We start from the raw sequence: 21,373 nt of genomic DNA on the forward strand, positions 1-21,373 counted from the left end.
TGCTTCACGTTACATATTGTAAGCACGGAAACTGTAGACTTGACCTTTCTCATTGTAAGCATAGACATGATAAGGGTCTTTCTTGTCGCCATATTCCATACCTGGAGAACCAACGGGCATGCCTGGAACAGCGAGTCCCTTAGCGTTCTTAGGTGGGTTCTCTAGGAAAGCCTTGATGTCATCGGCTGGAATATGGCCTTCGAAAACATAGTCACCGATAACCGCCGTATGACACGATGCGAGTTCGGGCTTTATACCTAGTTTTTCTTTTATTGGGTTCATATTCTTATGCTCTTCAACCTTAACGTTAAATCCAGCATCTTCCATATGCTTCACCCATTCTTTACAGCAGCCACAGTAAGGTGACTTATACGTGAGCATATCCGTGGCAAACGCTGAACCTGTTACCATCGCAAACGACAGTGTTGCTAGTTTGAATAGACGTGTTTGCTTTGACATATTGAATCCTTTTAACAAGTAATTATTGGCTATATCGTTATCGGTTAACCAACTCGATTAGCGTTTATATTGAAAGTTTCTGAGTCTATTTGCGTTGCTGACAACGGTAATAGAGGACAGTGCCATAGCTGCTCCAGCAAAAACAGGGCTGAGCAGAAAACCAAAAATCGGGTAAAGAATCCCTGCTGCAATCGGGATTCCTAACGAGTTATAGATAAATGCACCAAATAGGTTTTGTTTTATGTTCTTCACTGTCGCCTTAGACAGTGAAATAGCGTATGCCACAGTCGCAGGGTTACTATTAAGCAATGTCATTGGCGCACTTTCGATGGCCACGTCACTCCCTGAGCCCATGGCAATACCGACATCAGCAAGTGCTAAAGCAGGTGCGTCATTGATGCCATCACCAACCATAGCGACAGGCCCAAACTTAGCCTTGAGTGACTCTACATGAGCGGATTTCTCATCTGGTAATACCTCAGAAACCACCTCGTCGATACCAAGCTTCTTAGCGATTACGTTAGCAACATGTCGGTTGTCACCCGTTAGCATCACAGTATGAATGCCTTGCTGCTTCAATGATGCCACTGCAGACGCGGCTTCTGGCTTAAGCTCATCGGCGATAGCAATCACAGCTACCGCTGAATTATCGATAACCACGACCACTGGTGTCGCAGCCATATTTGCTGCTTCATCGAGGCCATCTTGAATCGGCGTTGTATCAATGTTCAAACTTTGTACGTGATTGAGCGATGCAATGGTTATTTGCTTACCGTCAACTATCCCTTTAACCCCTTTGCCTTTAAGATTCTCAAATTGTTGGGGCTCACTTGTGTCAGTGGCCGACCAATATCGAGTGACCGCTTTTGCTAAAGGATGTTCTGAACGTTTTTCTAATGGCAATACCAATTTGGCCAGCTCATGTTCTGTCAGCTCATGTGCTGATAGGTTCGATGTAAATACTCGCTGTACGGTTGGCTGACCCATGGTCAGTGTGCCGGTTTTATCGAATACGACGACTTTTACTTTACTTAGTTTTTGTAAGGCGTCGGCATCTTTAATTAATACGCCGGCTTGGGCAGCTTTGCCTATACCAACAGTAATAGACAGTGGTGTTGCCAAACCTAATGCGCATGGGCAGGCGATGATAAGTACTGTTGTCGTCACAACAAGCATATAACTGGCTCTAGGCTCTGGTCCGACAAAGAACCAAACTGCCGCGGCTAATAAAGCGATCGCTACAACGACGGGAACAAATACTGCTGAGATAGAGTCTGCTAATTTAGCAATGGCAGGTTTACTGCTTTGCGCTTCTCTTACTAGGTTAATTATACGCGACAACATAGTATCTGCGCCCACACCTGTTGCTTTGATAACCAAGCTACCATCGGTGTTTAATGTGCCTGCAGACACCGTGTCATTAATATCTTTTGCTGCGGCCACAGGTTCACCCGTCAACATGGATTCATCAATATAGCTGTGTCCCTCAAGTACTAGTCCATCAACAGGAACTTTTTCACCTGGCTTTATTCTAAGCAGCATCCCGAGACGAATATCGGACACTGCCATAGGCTGATCTTGACCATCAATAATGGCAGTCGCATATTGTGGTTGAAGGTTCATTAGCGCTTGAAGCGACTGATTGGTTTTAGACTTTGCTTTGGCTTCGATGTAGTGCCCGAGAGATATTAATCCCACAATCATCGCGCTTGCCTCAAAATAAACATGTCTAGATTGATGTGGGAACCAACTAGGCTTAACCACCACTAACATAGAGTAAAACCATGCTGCGCCCGTGCCTAACGCGACGAGGGTATCCATCGTTGCTCGTTTGTGTGTTAGTGCTTTATAAGCATTTACATAGAAGTCGCGCCCGGCAGTAGCGAGTAGCCATAAACAGATGACTCCAATTAGCCCCCAGGTCATTTGGTCTAGAGGGTTGCGGATCATCATATTGCCACCTAATACTCCCCAAAGCATGAGCGGAGCACCAATGGCTAAGGCAACAATAGTGTGTTTTTTTTGAGTCGCTTGATGGTCTAAAAGTGCTTGCTGTTGCTGACTTTGGCTTGTGGCTAAGTCTTGAACTAGCTCCCCTTGATAGCCAGCACTCGAAACCGCAGCGAGCAAAGCGTCATTGATGCTTTCTACATCTTTGGAAGCTACTACTAAAGCACTTTGTTCAGCAAGGTTAACACGAGCGTTCTCGACGCCATCAACACTGGTTAGTGCTTTCTCTACCGAGCTCACACAGCTTGCACAAGTCATTCCATGAATCAGGTAATGAAGTCTGTAGCCTTCTTGTGTTAACAGCAGTTCGTCATTTGACTCGTTTAGCAACGAGATATCAGGAGAAATAGGCTCAATACTCTCGCTTTGCGTAGACGTATCAAGGTCATTGCCGCTGGTAGAATTAGCCTCTTGCTTTGCTTGATATCCGACAGCTTCTACGCTACCGATAATAGTTAGCGGATTGTCTAATGTTGCAATGGTCAACTCTGATTTACTCAATGAGAGAATTTCGCAATCTTCCAATGATTCAAGTTGAGTGCGCAATTTCGCTACACATTTTCCGCAGTTCAGGCCTGAAAGTGCAAAGTGCCATACGGGAATGGCATGGTAGTTAAGGGATTGGACTATGGAAATAATGTCTTGGACATCCGACGAACTCTCCGCGATAAGTTGTTCAGTGGTGAGTGTTTTGATATCCATCGATAGCGGGGAGGCATCGAGTGCTTTTTGCAGCTTATTCACGCACCCCATGCAGGAGAGTCCTGATAGATTTAGCGTATATTGATTCATAAAACACCTCGAAGAAATATTGAACTGTGACTAACGATAAACCTTACCGCAAGGGTAAGGTCAAGCTATTGATTGTAGATTTAGCTTAAGGTGATAAAATAGCGCCCAAATTTGCAACGCACGATGAAGCGCATCGTGCGACGTTGACAACAAGGTACATTCGATGACGGTTAAAACACGTTTTGCTCCTAGCCCTACAGGCTATCTTCATGTCGGTGGTGCACGTACTGCACTGTATTCTTGGCTATTTGCTAAAAACCAAGGCGGCGAATTCGTTCTTCGTATCGAAGACACCGATCTAGAGCGTAACTCGCAACAAGCAGTGGATGCGATCTTGGAAGGCATGCAGTGGATGGGTTTGGAATGGGACGAGGGTCCTTATTACCAATCTAAGCGTTTTGAACGATACAATGAAATGGTTGATAAGCTACTTGCGGAAGACAAAGCATATAAATGTTATGCGCCGAAAGAGTTGCTAGAAGAGATTCGTGCAGAGCAAGAAGCGAACAAAGAAATTCCTCGCTATGATGCGAACCATCCTAAAATTGTTGCAGCGAACGCAGCAGCAAAAGAAGGTGACCCGTGTGTTATTCGCTTCCGCAATCCGAAAGAGGGTAGCGTGGTGTTTGATGACCAAATCCGTGGTCGCATTGAAATCTCAAACAGCCAAATGGACGACCTGATTATTCGTCGTACCGATGGCGCGCCAACATATAACTTTGTGGTAGTGGTTGATGATTGGGATATGGGTATTACACATGTTGTTCGTGGTGAAGATCACATCAACAACACGCCTCGTCAAATCAACATCTATGAAGCTCTAGGTGCTCCAGTACCTACATTTGCACACTGTGCAATGATTCTGGGTGATGATGGTGCGAAACTGTCTAAGCGCCACGGCGCGGTTTCTGTGATGCAGTATCGTGATGAAGGCTACCTTCCGAATGCTTTGAACAACTACTTGGTGCGTCTAGGTTGGTCTCATGGTGACCAAGAAATCTTCTCACAAGAAGAGATGATCGAACTGTTCTCTTTGAATGCTATTTCAAAATCAGCATCTGCGTTCAATACTGACAAACTAAACTGGTTGAACAACCATTACATCAAGACATCTGAGCCAGAGTATGTGGCAAAGTATTTACAATGGCACCTTGATGAGCAAAAGCTAAACACAGAGAATGGTCCTGCTATCACAGAAGTCATTAAGCTAGTTGGTGAGCGTTGCAATACATTGGTTGAACTTGCACAGCAAATCCGTTACTTCTACGAAGATTTCTCTGAGTTCGAAGCTGGTGCTGCGAAGAAACATCTACGCGGTGTAGCTAAAGCGCCTTTAGAAGCTGCGCTAGCGAAAGTAGAAGCGTTGGAAGAGTGGACAACAGTAAATATTAAAGAGCAAGTCATTGCCGCGGTCTGTGAAGAATTAGAAATTGGTATGGGTAAAATCGGTATGCCACTTCGCGTAGCAGTAACAGGCGGTGGTCAATCTCCATCGGTTGATGCAGTTATGGAACTGGTTGGCAAAGAGCGTGTTATTGCTCGCATTAAGATGGCTTTAGCATTTATTGCTGAGCGTGAAGCGAACGCTTAATTACTCCTAATCTAAGATATTGAAAAGGCCGCAATAAATATTGCGGCCTTTTTTTCATAAAAACAAAAAAGCGACTCACAAGCCGCTTTTCATATGGAAGTAAGATTACTTCTCTAGATAGTCTCGAATGGATTTTTCTATACCCACCGCATCCAGTCCAAGCTCTGCGTGCAACTCATCTTGAGTGCCTTGAGCGACAAACCTGTCAGGAAGTCCTAGGTTTAGGACGGGCTTCATTAGTTTCTCACTCATCATGAACTCAATTACGCCAGCGCCAGCACCACCTGCAATAGCGTTTTCTTCTAGAGTAACTATGACGTCGTGACTATTGCAAAGCTCTCTAATTAGCGCTTCATCAAGCGGTTTGACAAAACGCATATCAGCGACGGTAGCATTGATGTTCTCCGCCGCGATAAGCGCATTATCTAAGAAAGTACCGAAGGATAATATCGCTACTTTTTCGCCTTCACGTACGATGCGACCTTTGCCGATTTCTAGAGCGGTAAATTCAGCTTCTGGTGTTGTTCCATTGCCCCCACCACGTGGGTAGCGTACGGCACTTGGACCATTGTGCATGTGACCAGTGTAGAGCATCTGGCGACATTCATTTTCATCACTTGGTGCCATGATGACCATGTTAGGGATGCAGCGCATAAAGCTTAAGTCGAAGGCACCTTGGTGAGTTTGACCATCAGCGCCGACTAATCCTGCTCGGTCGATAGCAAACATTACAGGCAAATCCATAATAGCAACATCGTGGATCAGTTGGTCATAGCCGCGCTGTAAGAACGTAGAGTAAATGGCAACGATTGGGCGGTTACCAGCAATAGCCATACCAGTGGCTAATGTCACGGCGTGTTGCTCTGCAATCGCGACATCGAAATATTGGCTCGGATACTCTTTCGAGAAACGTACCATGCCAGAGCCTTCACGCATGGCAGGAGTAATTGCCATTAATGAAGGGTCTTTGGCTGCCATATCACATAGGAAATCACCAAAGATCTTTGAATAGGTTGGTTTGCTTGAGCTGCTTTTTGGCAGACAGGAGTGAGAAGGATCGAACTTAGGTACGCCATGGTAACCGATTGGATCTTTCTCAGCTGGTTCGTATCCTTTACCTTTCTTGGTCATAATGTGCAGGAACTGCGGGCCTTTAAGCTCACGCATGTTCTTCAACGTTTTAACCAGTTCATTGACATCATGACCATCAACAGGGCCGATGTAGTTGAAGCCTAGCTCCTCAAATAGCGTGCCCGGAACGATCATACCTTTTAAATGTTCTTCTGTACGACGAACTAGCTCTTTAATTGGTGGCAAACCAGATAGTGCTTTCTTACCGCCTTCACGAATCGAAGTGTATAAACTACCAGATAAGACCTGAGCGAGGTGGTTGTTTAGAGCGCCAACGTTTTCTGAGATCGACATTTCGTTATCATTGAGGATTACGAGCATATCAGGATGAACATCACCAGCGTGGTTGAGTGCTTCAAATGCCATTCCTGCAGTAATGGCGCCGTCGCCAATAACGCTGACCACTTTACGGTCTTTGCCTTCTTTAGCCGCAGAGATGGCAATACCAAGTCCCGCACTGATAGATGTGGATGAGTGGCCAACGGATAAAACGTCGTACTCACTTTCTTCACGCCAAGGGAAAGGGTGAAGCCCATCTTTTTGTCGGATTGTCGACATCTTCTCGCGTCGACCCGTCAAAATTTTGTGTGGATAAGCCTGATGGCCCACATCCCAAATCAATTGGTCGAAAGGCGTGTTGTATACGTAATGTAGGGCGACAGTTAATTCAACCGTCCCTAAGCCAGAAGCTAGGTGTCCGCTTGATTGGCTCACAGAGTTTAACAAATACGTTCTTAGCTCCTCACAAAGCTTCGGAAGTGACTCTTTTGGCATCAAGCGAAGTTCTTCCGGTGTATTTGCTAATGTCAGTGTTGGATATTTTGAAATATCAAGTGTCATAGTGTTAGCGCTTTAATTCTGTTTAGTTGTTGCGCTCGATGACATATCGGGCGAAATCTTCGAGTAATTGAGTATTGTAGGGTATAGCCTCTAAAGCACAAAGTGCTTCTTCAAAAAGCTGCGCTGCTTTTTGCTGAGCCCCTTCTAATCCTAGCAAAGCAGGGTAGGTACTTTTGTTAAGTTCGACGTCTGAACCCTGAGGTTTACCTAAGGTTTCCGTGTCACCGACAATATCTAGAATATCGTCTTGCACCTGAAACGCGAGTCCAATTGCATCAGCGTAATTTTCCAACTGAGGTAGGTATTGAACCCCTTTATCCCCAGCTGCCAAAGCACCTAACTGAACAGCGCACTTAATCAGTGCCCCTGTTTTATGACGATGTATACGCTCAAGCTCTTCCAGCGTCACATTGCGGTTCTCTGCTTCTAGATCGAGTGCTTGCCCAATGCACATACCAGCAGCACCTGAAGCGTGAGCAAGCTTTTGTACCATAGTAATACGTTGCTCATTGGCAAAGGATGCCAATTCACCTTCAGATAAAATGGTAAAGGCCAGTGTTTGCAGAGCATCACCAGTTAGAATAGCAGTCGCTTCATCGAATTGAATATGGCAAGTCGCTTGACCTCGACGGAGTTCGTCATCATCCATTGCAGGAAGATCATCGTGGATCAATGAATAGGCATGGATACACTCAATAGCAGCGGCCGGAGTATCTAATTGTTCATTGGTGCAACCAAAAATCTGTCCGGTAGCATAAACAAGGAAAGGGCGAGCACGTTTACCGCCAAGTAGCAATGCATATCGCATTGCTTCTATTAATCTTTGTTCTTGGAAAGGATAGTGGTCGAGCCAAGCGTCCAGTTGCTCGTTATTACGTTGTTGATAAGACTTTAAAGCCTCAATCATGGGGATACTCACTTTTGTTTCTATTCCGCTGACTGGGAGAAGTCATCAAGTTCTGCATCGTCATCTTTGGCTAGCAGGATGCTGACTTTTTGTTCTGCTTCTGTAAGCTTATGTTGCCCAGCACGAGCTAAAGCGATACCACGTTCAAACTTCTTCAAAGCGTCGTCCAATGCAAGGTCACCATTTTCTAATTGTTCGACAAGCATATCTAGCTCATCCACTGTCGCTTCAAACGACATGTTCTCTGGTTTTTTCGTCGCCATAACTTACTTGTTTTATCAGAAATGTTCGAACGTTACATTAGCCTTAACGGATGGTCAAACTAATGGTGCCAAAAATGTAACCAAGATGCTTTCCACTTTTTGTTTCTGCTACAAATTTGTTCAACAGGATGGATATAGAAACTGGGGAAGGTGTTGTTTTACGGCGATTTCTCGAATTGACTCCGGCTAAAAGAAGAGGGAACAGGGAATTTTGTGATTTTCAGGTCATAAATTACTTAAAGATATGGGCATGTGGTCGATAACCTGAATATAACGCGATAGACTCGTGCGGATATTCAGGTTCGTCAATGTCGATTGATGGCAATTATTTATGGAGTGTTGAGTGGATTTAGCAACGCTGATAGGCCTAATTGGTGGGGCCGCTTCGATCATTATGGCGATGGTGCTGGGTGGCAGCATCATGACTTACTACGATACCACGTCGGTATTCATCGTAATCGGTGGTTCGACATTTGTGGTGTTGATGAAGTTCACTCTGAGCCAGTTCTTTAGTGCAACGAAGATTGCTGGCAAAGCGTTCATGTTCAAAACCGATGAACCTGAAGACTTAATCGCGAAAATCGTCGAAATGGCGGATGCGGCACGTAAAGGTGGTTTCCTAGCTTTAGAGGAAATGGATATTCAGAACAGCTTTATGCAAAAAGGCATCGATCTATTGGTTGATGGTCACGATGCAGAAGTTGTGCGTAACGCGATGCAAAAAGACATCGCATTAACCGATGAACGCCATGTGAAAGGAGCGGGCGTTTTTAAGGCATTTGGTGATGTTTCTCCTGCAATGGGAATGATCGGTACCCTCATTGGTCTGGTTGCGATGCTTTCTAACATGGACGATCCGAAGTCGATTGGTCCTGCAATGGCGGTGGCACTTTTAACAACCTTGTATGGGGCGATTCTTTCCAACATGCTTTTCTTCCCGATTGCTGACAAGCTTACGTTGCGTCGCGAGCAAGAAAAACTCAATCGTCGTTTGATCATGGATGGTGTATTGGCGATTCAAGATGGTCAAAACCCTCGAGTGATTGATGGCTATTTGAAAAACTACCTCAATGAGAGCAAGCGAGCCTTTGATTTGGACGGTGAGTAAACATGCTGGTCTCACATATTAAATTGGCGTAGGAGGAGCTGTGGAAGAGGAACAAAAATGCGATTGTCCACCACCGGGTCTTCCCCAATGGATGGGCACATTTGCGGATTTGATGTCGCTACTCATGTGCTTCTTTGTACTTCTGTTGTCATTTTCTGAGATGGATGTACTGAAGTTCAAGCAGATTGCGGGCTCTATGAAGTTTGCATTCGGGGTACAAAATCGCCTTGAGGTGAAAGATATTCCTAAGGGTACCAGCATCATCGCACAAGAATTCCGACCAGGTCGCCCTGAACCAACGCCAATTGACGTCATTATGCAGCAGACCATGGACATCACTCAGCAAACGCTGGAGTTTCATGAAGGTGAGTCAGATCGCGCTGGTGGTAATCAGCGAGACGATGGCAAAATGACGGGTGGTCAAACAGCGGATAGGACTCAAAAGAACCAGATTGGTACGGCATCGGCACAGAGCGAACAAGAAAATGAAGATCTCGATAAACTAGAAGAGATCATCAAGAAAGCGTTGCAACAAGAGATTAAACAGGGTGCTGTTGAAGTAGACAACTTGGGACAACAACTGGTGATTCGGATTCAAGAAAAAGGAGCTTTCCCAGAGGGGTCGGCCTTCTTGCAGCCTAAATTTAGACCTCTTGTTCGTCAGGTTGCTGATTTAGTTAAGGATATACCTGGCCAAGTCCGTGTGTCAGGGCATACGGATAACTTGCCTTTGGATTCTGAGCTGTACCGTTCTAATTGGGATTTATCGTCTCAGCGAGCTGTTTCTGTTGCCCAAGAGATGGAGAAAGTAAAAGGCTTCTCTCATCAAAGGTTGCGAGTGCTGGGAGTGGCTGATACCGAACCTTTGGGCCCGAATGATACTGAGCGACAGAGAGCGCGCAACCGCCGTGTTGAAATCAGTATTATGCAAGGGGAGCCAGTGTACACTGATGAGGTGTCTGCAGACGGTCAATAAAATGTGCACTATTACTATGAAACACCAGCGTTCAGCGCTGGTGTTTTTTATTGTGCTGAACGCTACAATTGCAACACTCGCATCTTAACTACGTAGAGTATATACTTGCGCCCCAAATAGACGAATGCCCGCTCTAGTCTCAAACTTGGCACGATGAGTTGGGTGAGTTTGTACTACAGTTGATATTTGTTACCTATACTGTCGTGCTCAGACAGCATTGCAACGAGATGTGAAAAGACTATGAGATTTATCGTAAAGCCCCATCCAGAGATTTTTGTAAAAAGCGATTCAGTGCGTAAGCGCTTTACAAGAATCTTAGAGTGCAACCTGCGAATTATTATCCAGCGACGTACGGAATCTGTAGCGGTATATAACCGTCGTGACCACATTGAAGTGAATGCTAGCTCTGATGAATACTACAACGAGGTGTTGGAGATCCTAACTCACACCCCGGGTATCCATCATGTTCTTGAGGTTCAGCAATCTGATTTTGAAGATATGCACGATATCTACGAGCAGGTGTTGGAACTAAACGGCAGCCGTATCGAAAACAAAACTTTTGTTGTTCGAGCTAAGCGACGCGGCAAACACGACTTCACCTCAATCGAGCTTGAGCGCTATGTTGGCGGTGGCTTGAACCAAGCTGTCGAAAGTGCTCGTGTGAAACTGTCTAAGCCTGACGTAACAGTAAACATCGAAGTTGCGAACGATAAACTGAATCAAATCATCGCTCGCCATAAAGGGCTTGGTGGTTTCCCTCTTGGCACACAAGAAGATGTGCTGAGCTTGATTTCAGGCGGCTTTGATTCTGGTGTGTCAAGCTATCTGCATATTAAACGCGGTTCTAAAACGCATTACTGCTTCTTCAACTTAGGCGGCCCTGCTCACGAGATTGGCGTCAAGCAAGTTGCGCATTACTTGTGGAACAAGTACGGCTCTTCAGCGAAAGTGAAATTTATCTCGGTGGACTTTGAACCGGTTGTTGCTGAAATTCTTGAAAAAGTAGAAGACGGCCAAATGGGCGTTATTCTTAAGCGTATGTTTATGCGTGCTGGTGGAATGCTTGCTGAAAAGTTTGGCATTGAAGCCTTGGTAACGGGTGAAGCTCTCGGCCAGGTATCAAGCCAAACGCTGACTAATTTACGTCATATCGATGGTGTCACTGACACACTAATTCTTCGCCCTCTGATCAACTGGGATAAAGAAGATATTATCGACCTTGCACGTGAAATCGGTACTGAAGATTTCGCTAAGACCATGCCTGAGTACTGCGGGGTGATTTCGCGTAAGCCAACTGTGAAGGCTGTGAAAACTAAGCTAGAAGCTGAAGAAGAGAAATTCGACTTTGGGATTCTTGAGCAAGTAGTGCGTGATGCGCGAATGATGGACATTCGTGATATCGAAAAAGAAAGTCAGGAGCAAGCGCCTGAAGTTGAGCAAGTTCAAGCAGTTGAAGAGCACGCTATCGTTTTAGATATTCGTAGCGCAGAAGAAGAGGAAGAGAGTCCGTTGGAACTCGATGGCGTTGAAGTTCAACACCTTCCATTCTTTAAGTTAGGAACCAAGTTTGGTGACTTAGACCAGTCGAAAACGTACCTGCTGTACTGTGATCGCGGCGTAATGAGTCGTCTTCAAGCTTTGTATTTGCAAGAACAAGGTTTTAACAATGTGAAGGTGTATCGCCCTTAGGGATCGTCTTTAAAGCGATAGACAAATCACAAGGTAAAAATGGGCGCTTTATTAGGGCCCATTTTTTATGCCCGTTAGTTATGGCTTTGTAGTTACATACTACTCTGCGGCCAGTCATCGGGAACAATAAACCAAAACGGACCAGTTTCAGACTGACAATGGATAAAGTGTTGTGGCAGTTCAGTCACTGGCACTTTGTTTTCGTTGTTGAATCCCGTTGCCCAAAGAGGTTTGGATAGTTGATACAAAGGCTCCGTAACCCTTTCAAACTGACTTTGATAACACCAAAAGCCAGTGACTCGCTGAGGGTTGATCTTCAAACCTAGACAGTATTCTGGAACTGTAGTCTTTTCAAATGGGTTGACATAAAGTCTGCCTTGCATCAGTAGGTGCTGAGAAATGTCATCAATGTTCGGATATAAAGCTTGAAACGCTTCTGTGCGAGTCATCATAAGTTGGTGTTCAAGCATGCGATGCAATTTCTTATCCAGGCGATCTTTGGCATTTGGCCCATACCAATAGCCGTCCTTGAGTAGATAGAACTTTATTGCCACTTCCCAATGCTCGATTTGCTCAGTGGCAAGGTTATCCAAAATAAAGTCGATAGCACCAATAGTTCGGTTATTTTGCTGCAACTGCAATTCTTCGACTATAACTTGATATTCATGACTGGCGTCAAACTGTCGACGACACAGTTCCTGATACAAAAAACCGAGTCTAGGGTTGCCGTCATAGTCTCTGTGAACCTTAACATCTGAATCCATATTGACGCTGGGGAAGTAGGGCGAGATTCTGTGGTCATTCATCATTAGACTAGGACTAGTCCTTATCCAAGATAAGAATTCCTTTATAGTATTCATGCTCATGTGTTTGCGTTTTCCTTTCGACAACCCTAGATTAAATTGCTATAACCACGGAAATCAAGAAATTGCTCAGGAAGTGCTATGAATAACTTACAACTCGAAGCGGTGCTCAATGAAAAGTTGTCTCCTCAACTGATTAAAGACTATTGTCCAAATGGGCTACAAGTTGAAGGCGCTAGTGAAATAAATAAGGTAGTGACAGGTGTAACAGCCTCGCAAGCACTGATCGATTATGCGGTATCTGTTAACGCGGATGCTCTATTGGTTCATCATGGTTATTTCTGGAAAGGCGAACCTGAAGCCATTCGTGGTATGAAAGGTAAACGTATTCGCACCCTTATCAAAAATGATGTTAATTTGTATGGTTACCACTTACCTCTGGATATACACCCTGAACTTGGCAACAATGCGAGATTAGCTGAATTACTCGACATTGAAGTGATTGATGGACTAGAAGGGCACCCTCAGTCTGTAGCTATGTTTGGTAAACTGGCTCAACCGATGACTGGTGAAGCCTTTGCTCAGAAAATTGCTCAGGTTCTCTCTAGAGAACCGCTTCACATTGCACCTGAACAAGCGGAGAAAATGATTGAAACGGTAGGTTGGTGCACCGGTGGTGGTCAGGACTATATTGAACTTGCTGCTTCTAAAGGGCTCGATGCATTTATCTCAGGTGAGATCTCTGAGCGCACAACCTACACAGCCCGTGAATTGAACATCCACTATTTTGCGGCGGGCCACCATGCAACTGAAAGATATGGTATTAAGGCTCTGGGTGAGTGGCTAGCATCAGCGCATGGCCTTGATGTCGAGTTTATCGACATTGATAATCCAGTTTAGATTTTCTTCTAATAAAAAAGAGCAGCGTAAGCTGCTCTTTTGTTTTCAGATGTTGTGTCTGATTGATGTGCTCTGTTATTCACGCTCGTGAAGCGGTTTGAAATCACGCATTTCTTCACCAGTATAAAGCTGGCGAGGACGACCGATACGGTTGCCTGGATCGCTGTGCATTTCGTTCCAATGAGCAATCCAACCCACAGTACGAGACATCGCGAAGATAACCGTAAACATAGAAACAGGGATACCAATCGCTTTAAGGATAATACCTGAGTAGAAGTCTACGTTTGGATACAGTTTCTTCTCAACGAAGTACTCATCTGAAAGTGCTATACGCTCAAGTTCCATTGCCACGTCGAGTAGTGGATCTTTGATGTTTAGCTCTTTCAGTACTTCGTGACACGCTTCGCGCATTACTGTTGCACGTGGATCGTAGTTTTTATAAACACGGTGTCCAAAGCCCATTAGGCGGAATGGGTCGTCTTTATCTTTCGCGCGCTCGATGAATTCAGGGATCTGATCAACAGAGCCGATTTCTTCAAGCATACGCAAACATGCTTCGTTGGCACCACCGTGAGCAGGGCCCCATAGTGATGCAATACCAGCTGCAATACACGCAAATGGGTTAGCACCCGATGAACCAGCAAGACGTACTGTAGAAGTCGAAGCGTTTTGCTCGTGGTCTGCGTGCAGAGTGAAGATTTTATCCATCGCACGTGCAACGATAGGGTTCACTTCATACTCTTCACATGGATTAGCAAACATCATGTGTAGGAAGTTTTCCGCATACGTTAGATCGTTACGAGGATAGATGAATGGTTGACCGATTGAGTACTTGTAACACATAGCTGCAAGTGTCGGCATCTTAGAAATCAAACGATAAGCCGCGATTTCACGGTGCGTATCATTATTAATATCTAAAGAATCGTGATAGAAGGCTGCAAGAGCACCTACAACACCGCACATAACCGCCATTGGGTGAGCATCGCGACGGAAACCGTGGAAGAAACTCGCGATTTGTTCGTGAACCATGGTGTGGCGTGTAACGATTTGTTTGAAACTCTCATATTCTTCTCGTGTAGGGGCTTCACCAACAAGAAGGATATAGCAAACTTCAAGGTAGTCTGCATTGTTAGCTAACTGATCGATTGGGAAGCCACGGTGCAGTAGTACACCTTTGCCGCCGTCGATATAAGTGATTTGAGATTCACAGGATGCAGTGGCAAGAAAACCGGGGTCAAAAGTAAAGTAACCATTGGCTCCAAGTTTACGAACGTCGACTACTTGTGGTCCGATAGAACCATCCATAATCGGCAGCTCGATTGGCGCTTGACCTTCAATATGAAGGGTCGCTTTCTTATCTGCCATAACAATCTCCTTTGTTTATTATTTAATCCGTCCAGGATGTTTGTGTGCCAATTTTTTACTTCGCTTCGCAGTTAAAGTCAATTTTTAAACGGTGATGTGTGCACTTGTTATGATTTTTTATAGAAAAATGGTTAAAAATCTGTTCTGTGTAGCATATTTTGTTACACCAATTGTATTAGAATGTTGCCAACCGTATAGTTGCGGTGAAATTGTTGGTCAAATCCTTATAAATTCTAGGGTACAAACCGAGGTGAGGTCGATTTGGATCTTAGTCTGTTAACATTATTGTTACAATTATCTCTCTTGTAACACGAATTTATTGTTAACTTTATGTTAACTTTTGAGGCTTACGGACCAAAATTTATTCATAACAATAAATGGCTCAATGGAGCTGAGTGAGCAAGCCCGTGAAAGAAAGAAAGTCCAGACCTGTTAATTTAGATTTGCAGACAATTCGCTTTCCGATCACAGCAATCGCTTCCATCCTGCACCGTGTGTCGGGTGTGATTACGTTTGTGTCGATCGGTATACTTCTTTGGTTACTATCCAAATCACTCTCTTCTCCGATTGGTTTCGCAGAAGCTGCTGACATCGTCGATGGTTTCTTCGTGAAATTTATCCTTTGGGGAATTTTGACGGCATTGGCGTACCACATTGTTGGTGGTGTGCGTCATTTGATTATGGACCTAGGCTATTTTGAGGAGCTCGAGTCGGGCACCAAAAGCGCTAAGGTTGCCTTCATCGTGACAGGTGTTCTGTCATTGCTGGCTGGAGTATTGGTATGGTAAACAACGTCTCAACATTTGGTCGTAATGGCGTGCACGATTTCTTATTGATTCGTGCTACCGCTATCATTATGACGCTTTATACGATTTATCTCGTGAGCTTCTGCGCGTTTGCAGGAGACATTTCCTACGTATCGTGGACCAATTTCTTTGGTGGTACTTTCACTAAAGTCTTCACTATGTTGGCGCTAGCTTCAGTGCTTATTCATGCGTGGATTGGTCTATGGCAAGTTCTTACAGACTACATCAAATGTGCCAAGCTTCGTGGTGCGCTGCAACTGACTTTTATCGCAGTGCTTCTTGGTTACTTCTTCTCTGGTTTCTTTATTCTGTGGGGTGCGTAAGTGTCTATTCCAGTTCGTGAGTTTGATGCCGTAGTAATCGGCGCTGGTGGTGCGGGCATGCGTGCTGCACTACAAATTTCAGAGCAAGGCCTATCATGTGCATTGCTATCCAAAGTATTTCCTACTCGTTCACATACAGTATCCGCTCAGGGTGGTATCACAGTAGCGCTAGGGAACTCTCATAAAGACAACTGGCAGTGGCATATGTATGACACTGTTAAAGGTTCTGACTACATTGGTGACCAAAACGCTATCGAGTATATGTGTAAGAATGGTCCTAAGTCTGTTATCGAACTAGAAAAAATGGGTCTACCGTTTTCTCGTTTTGAAGATGGCTCGATCTACCAACGTCCATTTGGTGGTCAGTCTAAAGAGTTTGGTGGCGAGCAGGCAGCACGTACAGCAGCTGCAGCTGACCGTACTGGTCATGCTTTGCTTCATACGCTTTATCAGCAAAACATTAAGCACAAGACCACAATTTTCTCAGAGTGGTATGCACTTGACCTAGTGAAAAACCAAGACGGTGCGATTCTTGGTTGTACTGCGTTATGCATGGAAACCGGTGAGATTTGTTACTTCAAGTCTAAAGCAACCATTCTAGCGACAGGCGGTGCAGGTCGAATCTACGCTTCTACTACCAATGCTCACATCAACACTGGTGATGGTGTCGGTATGGCGTTACGTGCAGGCGTTCCTATGCAAGACATGGAAATGTGGCAGTTCCACCCAACTGGTATCGCTGGGGCTGGCGTACTAGTAACAGAAGGTTGTCGTGGTGAAGGTGGTTATCTTCTTAATAAAGATGGCGAACGCTTCATGGAACGTTATGCACCAAATGCAAAAGACCTTGCAGGTCGTGATGTAGTTGCTCGTTCAATGATGATTGAAATTCGTGAAGGTCGCGGCTGCGATGGTCCATGGGGTCCACATATTAAACTGAAATTGGATCACCTAGGCAAAGACGTACTTGAGTCGCGTCTTCCTGGTATTTGTGAACTTTCTCGAACGTTTGCACACGTTGATCCAGTTAAAGAGCCAATCCCTGTTATTCCAACGTGTCACTACATGATGGGTGGTGTACCAACGCAAGTTTCTGGTCAAGCTATTAAACAAGATGCTTCTGGAAACGACCTTGAAGTACAAGGCCTATTTGCTTGTGGTGAAATTGCTTCTGTATCGGTTCATGGCGCTAACCGTCTAGGTGGTAACTCATTGCTTGACCTCGTGGTATTTGGTCGTGCTACTGGTCTTCATCTTGGTGAAACTCTGGCCGCGCAAACAGAAGCTCGTCCAGCGACGGAATCAGACATTGAAGAGTCACTGGCACGTACTATGCGCTGGGAAAACAGCACTTCAGGTGAAGATCCTGTTCAAATTCGTAAAGATCTACAAACTTGTATGCAAAACAGCTTCTCGGTATTCCGTGAAGGTGATGCAATGGCAACAGGTCTAGAAGAGCTAAAAGTGATTCGTGAGCGCCTACAAAACGCACACCTTGCTGATAAGTCTTCAGAATTTAATACCCAACGCGTTGAGTGTTTAGAGCTTGATAACTTGATGGAAACGGCATTCTCTACAGCGGTTGCGGCAAACTATCGTACAGAAAGCCGCGGAGCACACGCTCGTTTTGACTATCCAGACCGTGATGACGAGCAATGGCTATGTCACTCTATCTACAACCCGGAAACTGAACAGATGACGAAACGTGATGTCAACATGACACCAGTTCATCGTGAAGCTTTCCCACCGAAAGCACGTACGTACTAGAGGGAGGACCAGACTATGAAACTTAATTTCTCTCTATACCGTTACAATCCGGATGTAGACAATAAGCCTTACATGAAGGCATACACGCTTGAAGTCGATGAAGGCTCTGACATGATGGTGTTAGATGCTCTGATTCTTCTGAAAGAGGAAGACCCAACGTTATCATTCCGTCGTTCTTGTCGTGAAGGTGTTTGTGGCTCTGATGGCCTAAACATGAATGGCAAAAATGGCCTGGCTTGTATCACGCCACTGTCAGCTCTGGAAGGGAACGAGATCGTAATTCGACCACTTCCTGGATTACCTGTAGTGCGTGACTTGATTGTCGACATGACTCAGTTTTATGATAACTACGCGAAAGTTAAGCCGTTTCTTATTTCGGATGGTAATTTGCCACCTTCGCGTGAAAATCTGCAAATGCCAGAAGAGCGAGCGCATTTGGATGGATTGTATGAGTGCATTATGTGTGCATGTTGTACGACATCTTGCCCGTCATTCTGGTGGAATCCAGATAAATTCATCGGACCAGCAGGTCTACTTGCCGCGTACCGTTGGTTGATTGACAGCCGCGATACAGCAACAGATGAACGCTTATCAAATCTTGACGATGCATTTAGCGTTTTCCGTTGTCATGGCATCATGAACTGTGTCAGTGTATGTCCTAAAGGACTAAACCCGACAAAAGCAATTGGCCACATCAAGTCAATGCTTGTGAATCGTTCGGTGTAACAAATAATAAAATTGCCGGCTCGACCTTTTGGAAGAGCCGGCTTCTAATAGCTCGGCGTAGACCGAAGCATACGTGAAAACTACTACTGGTTAAGGGAAAATATGCACAATGGTGTGATGAAGGCATGGCTCGAGTCTTCACACTTGGCAGGCGCCAATGCAACGTACGTAGAAGACCTCTACGAACTGTATCTAAGTGATCCCGATCAGGTAAGTGAGGAGTGGAGACGTGTTTTTGAAGGGTTGCCTGTGCAACCTGACGATGTGGTTGAACAACCGCATTCACGTGTCCGTGATTACTTCCGACGACTCGCTCAAGAAACAAAGCATTCAAGTGTTCAAGTAAGTGACCCCGAGGTCGATGCTAAACAAGTAAAAGTACTGCAGCTAATCAACGCTTACCGCTTCCGCGGTCACCAAGCTGCTAACCTAGATCCGCTGGGTTTATGGAAACGTCCGATTGTTGAAGAGCTGGAACCTGCTTTCCACTCTCTTACTGAAGACGATTTAGATGAGACATTTAATGTTGGCTCTTTTGCTATTGGGCAAGAAAGCATGACATTACGTGATCTTCATAAGGCGCTGCAAAAAACCTATTGTGGCTCCGTTGGTGCAGAATACATGCACATGACCAACACCGCACAAAAACGTTGGATCCAGCAGCGTTTAGAATCAGTAGTCGGTCAACCCTCCTTTGATATTGAACATAAACACACTTTCCTTGAAGAACTGACTGCTGCGGAAGGGCTTGAGCGCTATTTAGGTGCCAAATTCCCAGGTGCAAAGCGTTTCTCTCTAGAAGGTGGCGACGCCCTTATTCCAATGACTAAAGAACTTATCCGCCATGCTGGTAGCAAGGGGATGCGTGAAGTTGTGATTGGTATGGCGCACCGTGGTCGTTTGAACATGCTGGTCAACGTCTTGGGTAAGAAACCACAAGATTTGTTTGATGAGTTTGCGGGTAAGCATGACGAAACATGGGGTACTGGTGATGTTAAGTACCACCAAGGTTTCTCTGCTGACTTTGCAACGCCTGGTGGAGATGTGCATTTAGCTCTAGCATTTAACCCATCTCACCTTGAGATCGTTAACCCAGTAGTTATTGGTTCTGTGCGTGCTCGTCAAGATCGCTTAGGCGACAAAGATGGTCGTTCGGTACTGCCGATTACCATCCACGGTGACTCTGCAATCGCAGGTCAAGGTGTAGTTGCTGAAACGTTCAACATGTCTCAAGCACGAGGCTTCCGAGTTGGTGGTACGGTTCGCATTGTTGTGAATAACCAAGTCGGCTTTACTACTTCAAACCCACATGACATGCGTTCTACGATGTACTGTACTGACATCTCTAAGATGGTACAGGCACCGATATTCCATGTTAATGCTGATGATCCTGAAGCCGTTGCATTTGTTACTCAAATCGCATTGGACTTCAGAAATGAATTTGCTAAAGATGTGGTCATTGACTTAGTTTGCTATCGTCGCCACGGCCATAACGAAGCAGATGAACCAAATGCTACTCAGCCATTGATGTACCAAAAAATCAAGAAACACCCAACTCCACGTAAGTTGTATGCCGATGTGCTAATCGAGCGTGAAGAGAGTGATATTGAAACTGCGACTCAAATGATCAATGAATATCGTGATGCATTGGATAGAGGCGAAGTGGTATGTAAAGAATGGCGTCCAATGGCTCTGCATTCAGTAGACTGGTCTCCATATATGGACCGAGAGTGGGACGAAAAATGGGCAAGTGAAGTGAAGACAGAGCGTCTTGTTGAGCTTGGCCAACGTCTTGGACAGTATCCAGATAGCCATAAACTGCAAAGCCGAGTCAATAAGCTCTACAACGATCGCGCTGCTATGATGAGCGGTGAGAAAATGATCGATTGGGGTATGGCTGAAACACTGGCGTACGCCACTCTTCTGGATGATGGAAAACGTATTCGTATTTCTGGTCAAGATTCAGGTCGAGGAACCTTCTTCCACAGACATTCGGTTCTGCATAATCAAGATGATGCAAGTACCTATATTCCTCTGGCTAACCTGCACGACAAACAGGGACCTTTCCAAGTCTTTGACTCCGTACTGTCTGAAGAAGCGGTACTGGCATTTGAATACGGTTATGCTACTGCGGAACCAAGCGGCCTAACTATTTGGGAGGCGCAGTTTGGTGATTTCGCTAACGGTGCACAAGTTGTCATCGATCAGTTCATATCTTCTGGTGAACAAAAGTGGGGGCGTTTGTGTGGCCTGACTATGCTATTGCCACACGGTTATGAAGGCCAAGGCCCAGAACACTCTTCGGCAAGACTGGAGCGCTACTTACAGCTTTGTGCTGAACAAAACATGCAAGTGGTAATCCCATCTACGCCAGCCCAGGTGTATCACATGATTCGTCGTCAAGTGGTTCGCCCGATGCGTAGACCGCTTATCGTTATGTCGCCAAAATCGCTACTAAGACATCCACTGTGTACTTCAACTATTGAAGAGCTTGCACAAGGTACGTTTGAACCTGCGATCGGGGAAATTGACGATATTGCTCCAGAGAACGTGAAACGTGTCGTTTTCTGTTCAGGTAAAGTTTACTTTGACTTACTTGAGCAGCGTCGTAACAACGACCAAGATGACGTTGCTATCGTTCGTATTGAGCAGTTGTATCCATTCCCAATGGATGACGTTAGAGCGAAGATTGCTGCTTATACCAATGCGAAAGATTTTGTGTGGTGTCAAGAAGAGCCTCAAAACCAAGGCGCTTGGTATTCGAGCCAACATAACTTCCGTGCGGCAATCCCTGTAGGAGCAGAACTGAGCTATGCTGGCCGACCAGCATCAGCGTCTCCGGCAGTAGGTTATATGTCAGTACACTTAAAACAACAGAAAGCGTTAATTTCAGACGCGTTGACTCTAGATTAAGAAC

The 21,373-nt window shown here is 45.2% G+C and carries 17 protein-coding genes; 10 read left to right on the forward strand and 7 right to left on the reverse strand.

Annotation, left to right across the window (positions count from 1 at the left end):
- Positions 1-9: 9 nt before the first annotated feature.
- Positions 10-459 carry a DUF411 domain-containing protein gene (locus MMA19_RS15080; RefSeq protein WP_240206557.1) on the reverse strand — a complete coding sequence of 150 codons (450 nt, stop codon included), beginning with the start codon at positions 457-459 and terminating at the stop codon, positions 10-12.
- Positions 460-516: 57 nt separating this feature from the next.
- On the reverse strand, positions 517-3,261 hold the full coding sequence (locus MMA19_RS15085) for a heavy metal translocating P-type ATPase (protein ID WP_240206558.1): 2,745 nt from the start codon (positions 3,259-3,261) through the stop codon (positions 517-519).
- Positions 3,262-3,424: 163 nt separating this feature from the next.
- Between MMA19_RS15085 and gltX the strand changes: the two genes are divergently transcribed.
- Positions 3,425-4,852 carry a glutamate--tRNA ligase gene (gltX, locus tag MMA19_RS15090; protein WP_240206559.1) on the forward strand — a complete coding sequence of 476 codons (1,428 nt, stop codon included), beginning with the start codon at positions 3,425-3,427 and terminating at the stop codon, positions 4,850-4,852.
- A 105-nt stretch (positions 4,853-4,957) separates the two neighbouring features.
- Here the strand turns inward: gltX and dxs are convergent, their stop codons facing one another.
- From dxs to xseB, 3 genes are read right to left on the reverse strand one after another with little or no spacing between them, the layout of a single operon-like run.
- Positions 4,958-6,823: a 1-deoxy-D-xylulose-5-phosphate synthase gene (gene dxs, locus MMA19_RS15095; RefSeq protein ID WP_006074252.1), complete on the reverse strand. Its 1,866-nt coding sequence runs from the start codon at positions 6,821-6,823 to the stop codon at positions 4,958-4,960.
- Positions 6,824-6,845: 22 nt separating this feature from the next.
- Entirely contained in the window at positions 6,846-7,730 is an 885-nt protein-coding gene (gene ispA / locus MMA19_RS15100) for a (2E,6E)-farnesyl diphosphate synthase (protein WP_006074253.1), read from the reverse strand.
- A 20-nt stretch (positions 7,731-7,750) separates the two neighbouring features.
- Positions 7,751-7,993, reverse strand: a complete 243-nt coding sequence (gene xseB / locus MMA19_RS15105) for an exodeoxyribonuclease VII small subunit (protein WP_006074254.1) — start codon at positions 7,991-7,993, stop codon at positions 7,751-7,753.
- Between the two features lie 343 nt (positions 7,994-8,336).
- On the opposite strand from xseB, the gene pomA reads away from it, so the two are divergent.
- The 3 genes from pomA to thiI all read left to right on the forward strand — a co-directional run bounded on the left by pomA (position 8,337) and on the right by thiI (position 11,766).
- Positions 8,337-9,101 (forward strand): flagellar motor protein PomA, encoded by a 765-nt coding sequence (pomA, locus tag MMA19_RS15110; protein WP_031493735.1) that lies wholly within the window; start codon positions 8,337-8,339, stop codon positions 9,099-9,101.
- Between the two features lie 40 nt (positions 9,102-9,141).
- Positions 9,142-10,077 (forward strand): flagellar motor protein MotB, encoded by a 936-nt coding sequence (locus tag MMA19_RS15115; RefSeq protein ID WP_031493734.1) that lies wholly within the window; start codon positions 9,142-9,144, stop codon positions 10,075-10,077.
- A 240-nt stretch (positions 10,078-10,317) separates the two neighbouring features.
- Positions 10,318-11,766, forward strand: coding sequence for a tRNA uracil 4-sulfurtransferase ThiI (gene thiI / locus MMA19_RS15120; RefSeq protein ID WP_065311685.1), 1,449 nt, complete (start codon positions 10,318-10,320; stop codon positions 11,764-11,766).
- Positions 11,767-11,858: 92 nt separating this feature from the next.
- On the opposite strand, the gene MMA19_RS15125 is transcribed toward thiI, so the two are convergent.
- Positions 11,859-12,626 carry a DUF1853 family protein gene (locus MMA19_RS15125; RefSeq protein WP_240206583.1) on the reverse strand — a complete coding sequence of 256 codons (768 nt, stop codon included), beginning with the start codon at positions 12,624-12,626 and terminating at the stop codon, positions 11,859-11,861.
- A gap of 84 nt (positions 12,627-12,710) precedes the next feature.
- On the opposite strand from MMA19_RS15125, the gene MMA19_RS15130 reads away from it, so the two are divergent.
- Positions 12,711-13,469 carry a Nif3-like dinuclear metal center hexameric protein gene (locus tag MMA19_RS15130; protein WP_239941432.1) on the forward strand — a complete coding sequence of 253 codons (759 nt, stop codon included), beginning with the start codon at positions 12,711-12,713 and terminating at the stop codon, positions 13,467-13,469.
- Between the two features lie 75 nt (positions 13,470-13,544).
- Here MMA19_RS15130 and MMA19_RS15135 read toward each other — a convergent pair whose 3' ends face one another.
- Positions 13,545-14,834, reverse strand: a complete 1,290-nt coding sequence (locus MMA19_RS15135) for a citrate synthase (protein ID WP_006074261.1) — start codon at positions 14,832-14,834, stop codon at positions 13,545-13,547.
- 395 nt (positions 14,835-15,229) lie between these two features.
- Here MMA19_RS15135 and sdhC point away from each other — a divergent pair, with 395 nt between their 5' ends.
- The 5 genes from sdhC to sucA all read left to right on the forward strand — a co-directional run bounded on the left by sdhC (position 15,230) and on the right by sucA (position 21,369).
- Entirely contained in the window at positions 15,230-15,622 is a 393-nt protein-coding gene (sdhC, locus tag MMA19_RS15140) for a succinate dehydrogenase cytochrome b556 subunit (RefSeq protein WP_038222929.1), read from the forward strand.
- Positions 15,616-15,963 (forward strand): succinate dehydrogenase, hydrophobic membrane anchor protein, encoded by a 348-nt coding sequence (sdhD, locus tag MMA19_RS15145; protein WP_006074263.1) that lies wholly within the window; start codon positions 15,616-15,618, stop codon positions 15,961-15,963. Before sdhC ends, sdhD begins: the two co-directional genes overlap by 7 nt.
- On the forward strand, positions 15,964-17,730 hold the full coding sequence (gene sdhA, locus MMA19_RS15150; RefSeq protein WP_038225391.1) for a succinate dehydrogenase flavoprotein subunit: 1,767 nt from the start codon (positions 15,964-15,966) through the stop codon (positions 17,728-17,730).
- Positions 17,731-17,745: 15 nt separating this feature from the next.
- Positions 17,746-18,456, forward strand: a complete 711-nt coding sequence (locus MMA19_RS15155) for a succinate dehydrogenase iron-sulfur subunit (RefSeq protein ID WP_240206560.1) — start codon at positions 17,746-17,748, stop codon at positions 18,454-18,456.
- Between the two features lie 102 nt (positions 18,457-18,558).
- Positions 18,559-21,369: a 2-oxoglutarate dehydrogenase E1 component gene (sucA, locus tag MMA19_RS15160; protein ID WP_038225390.1), complete on the forward strand. Its 2,811-nt coding sequence runs from the start codon at positions 18,559-18,561 to the stop codon at positions 21,367-21,369.
- Positions 21,370-21,373: the final 4 nt, after the last annotated feature.

Origin of the sequence: Vibrio sp. CyArs1, assembly GCF_022432925.1 — a bacterium.
Classification (GTDB): domain Bacteria; phylum Pseudomonadota; class Gammaproteobacteria; order Enterobacterales; family Vibrionaceae; genus Vibrio; species Vibrio mediterranei.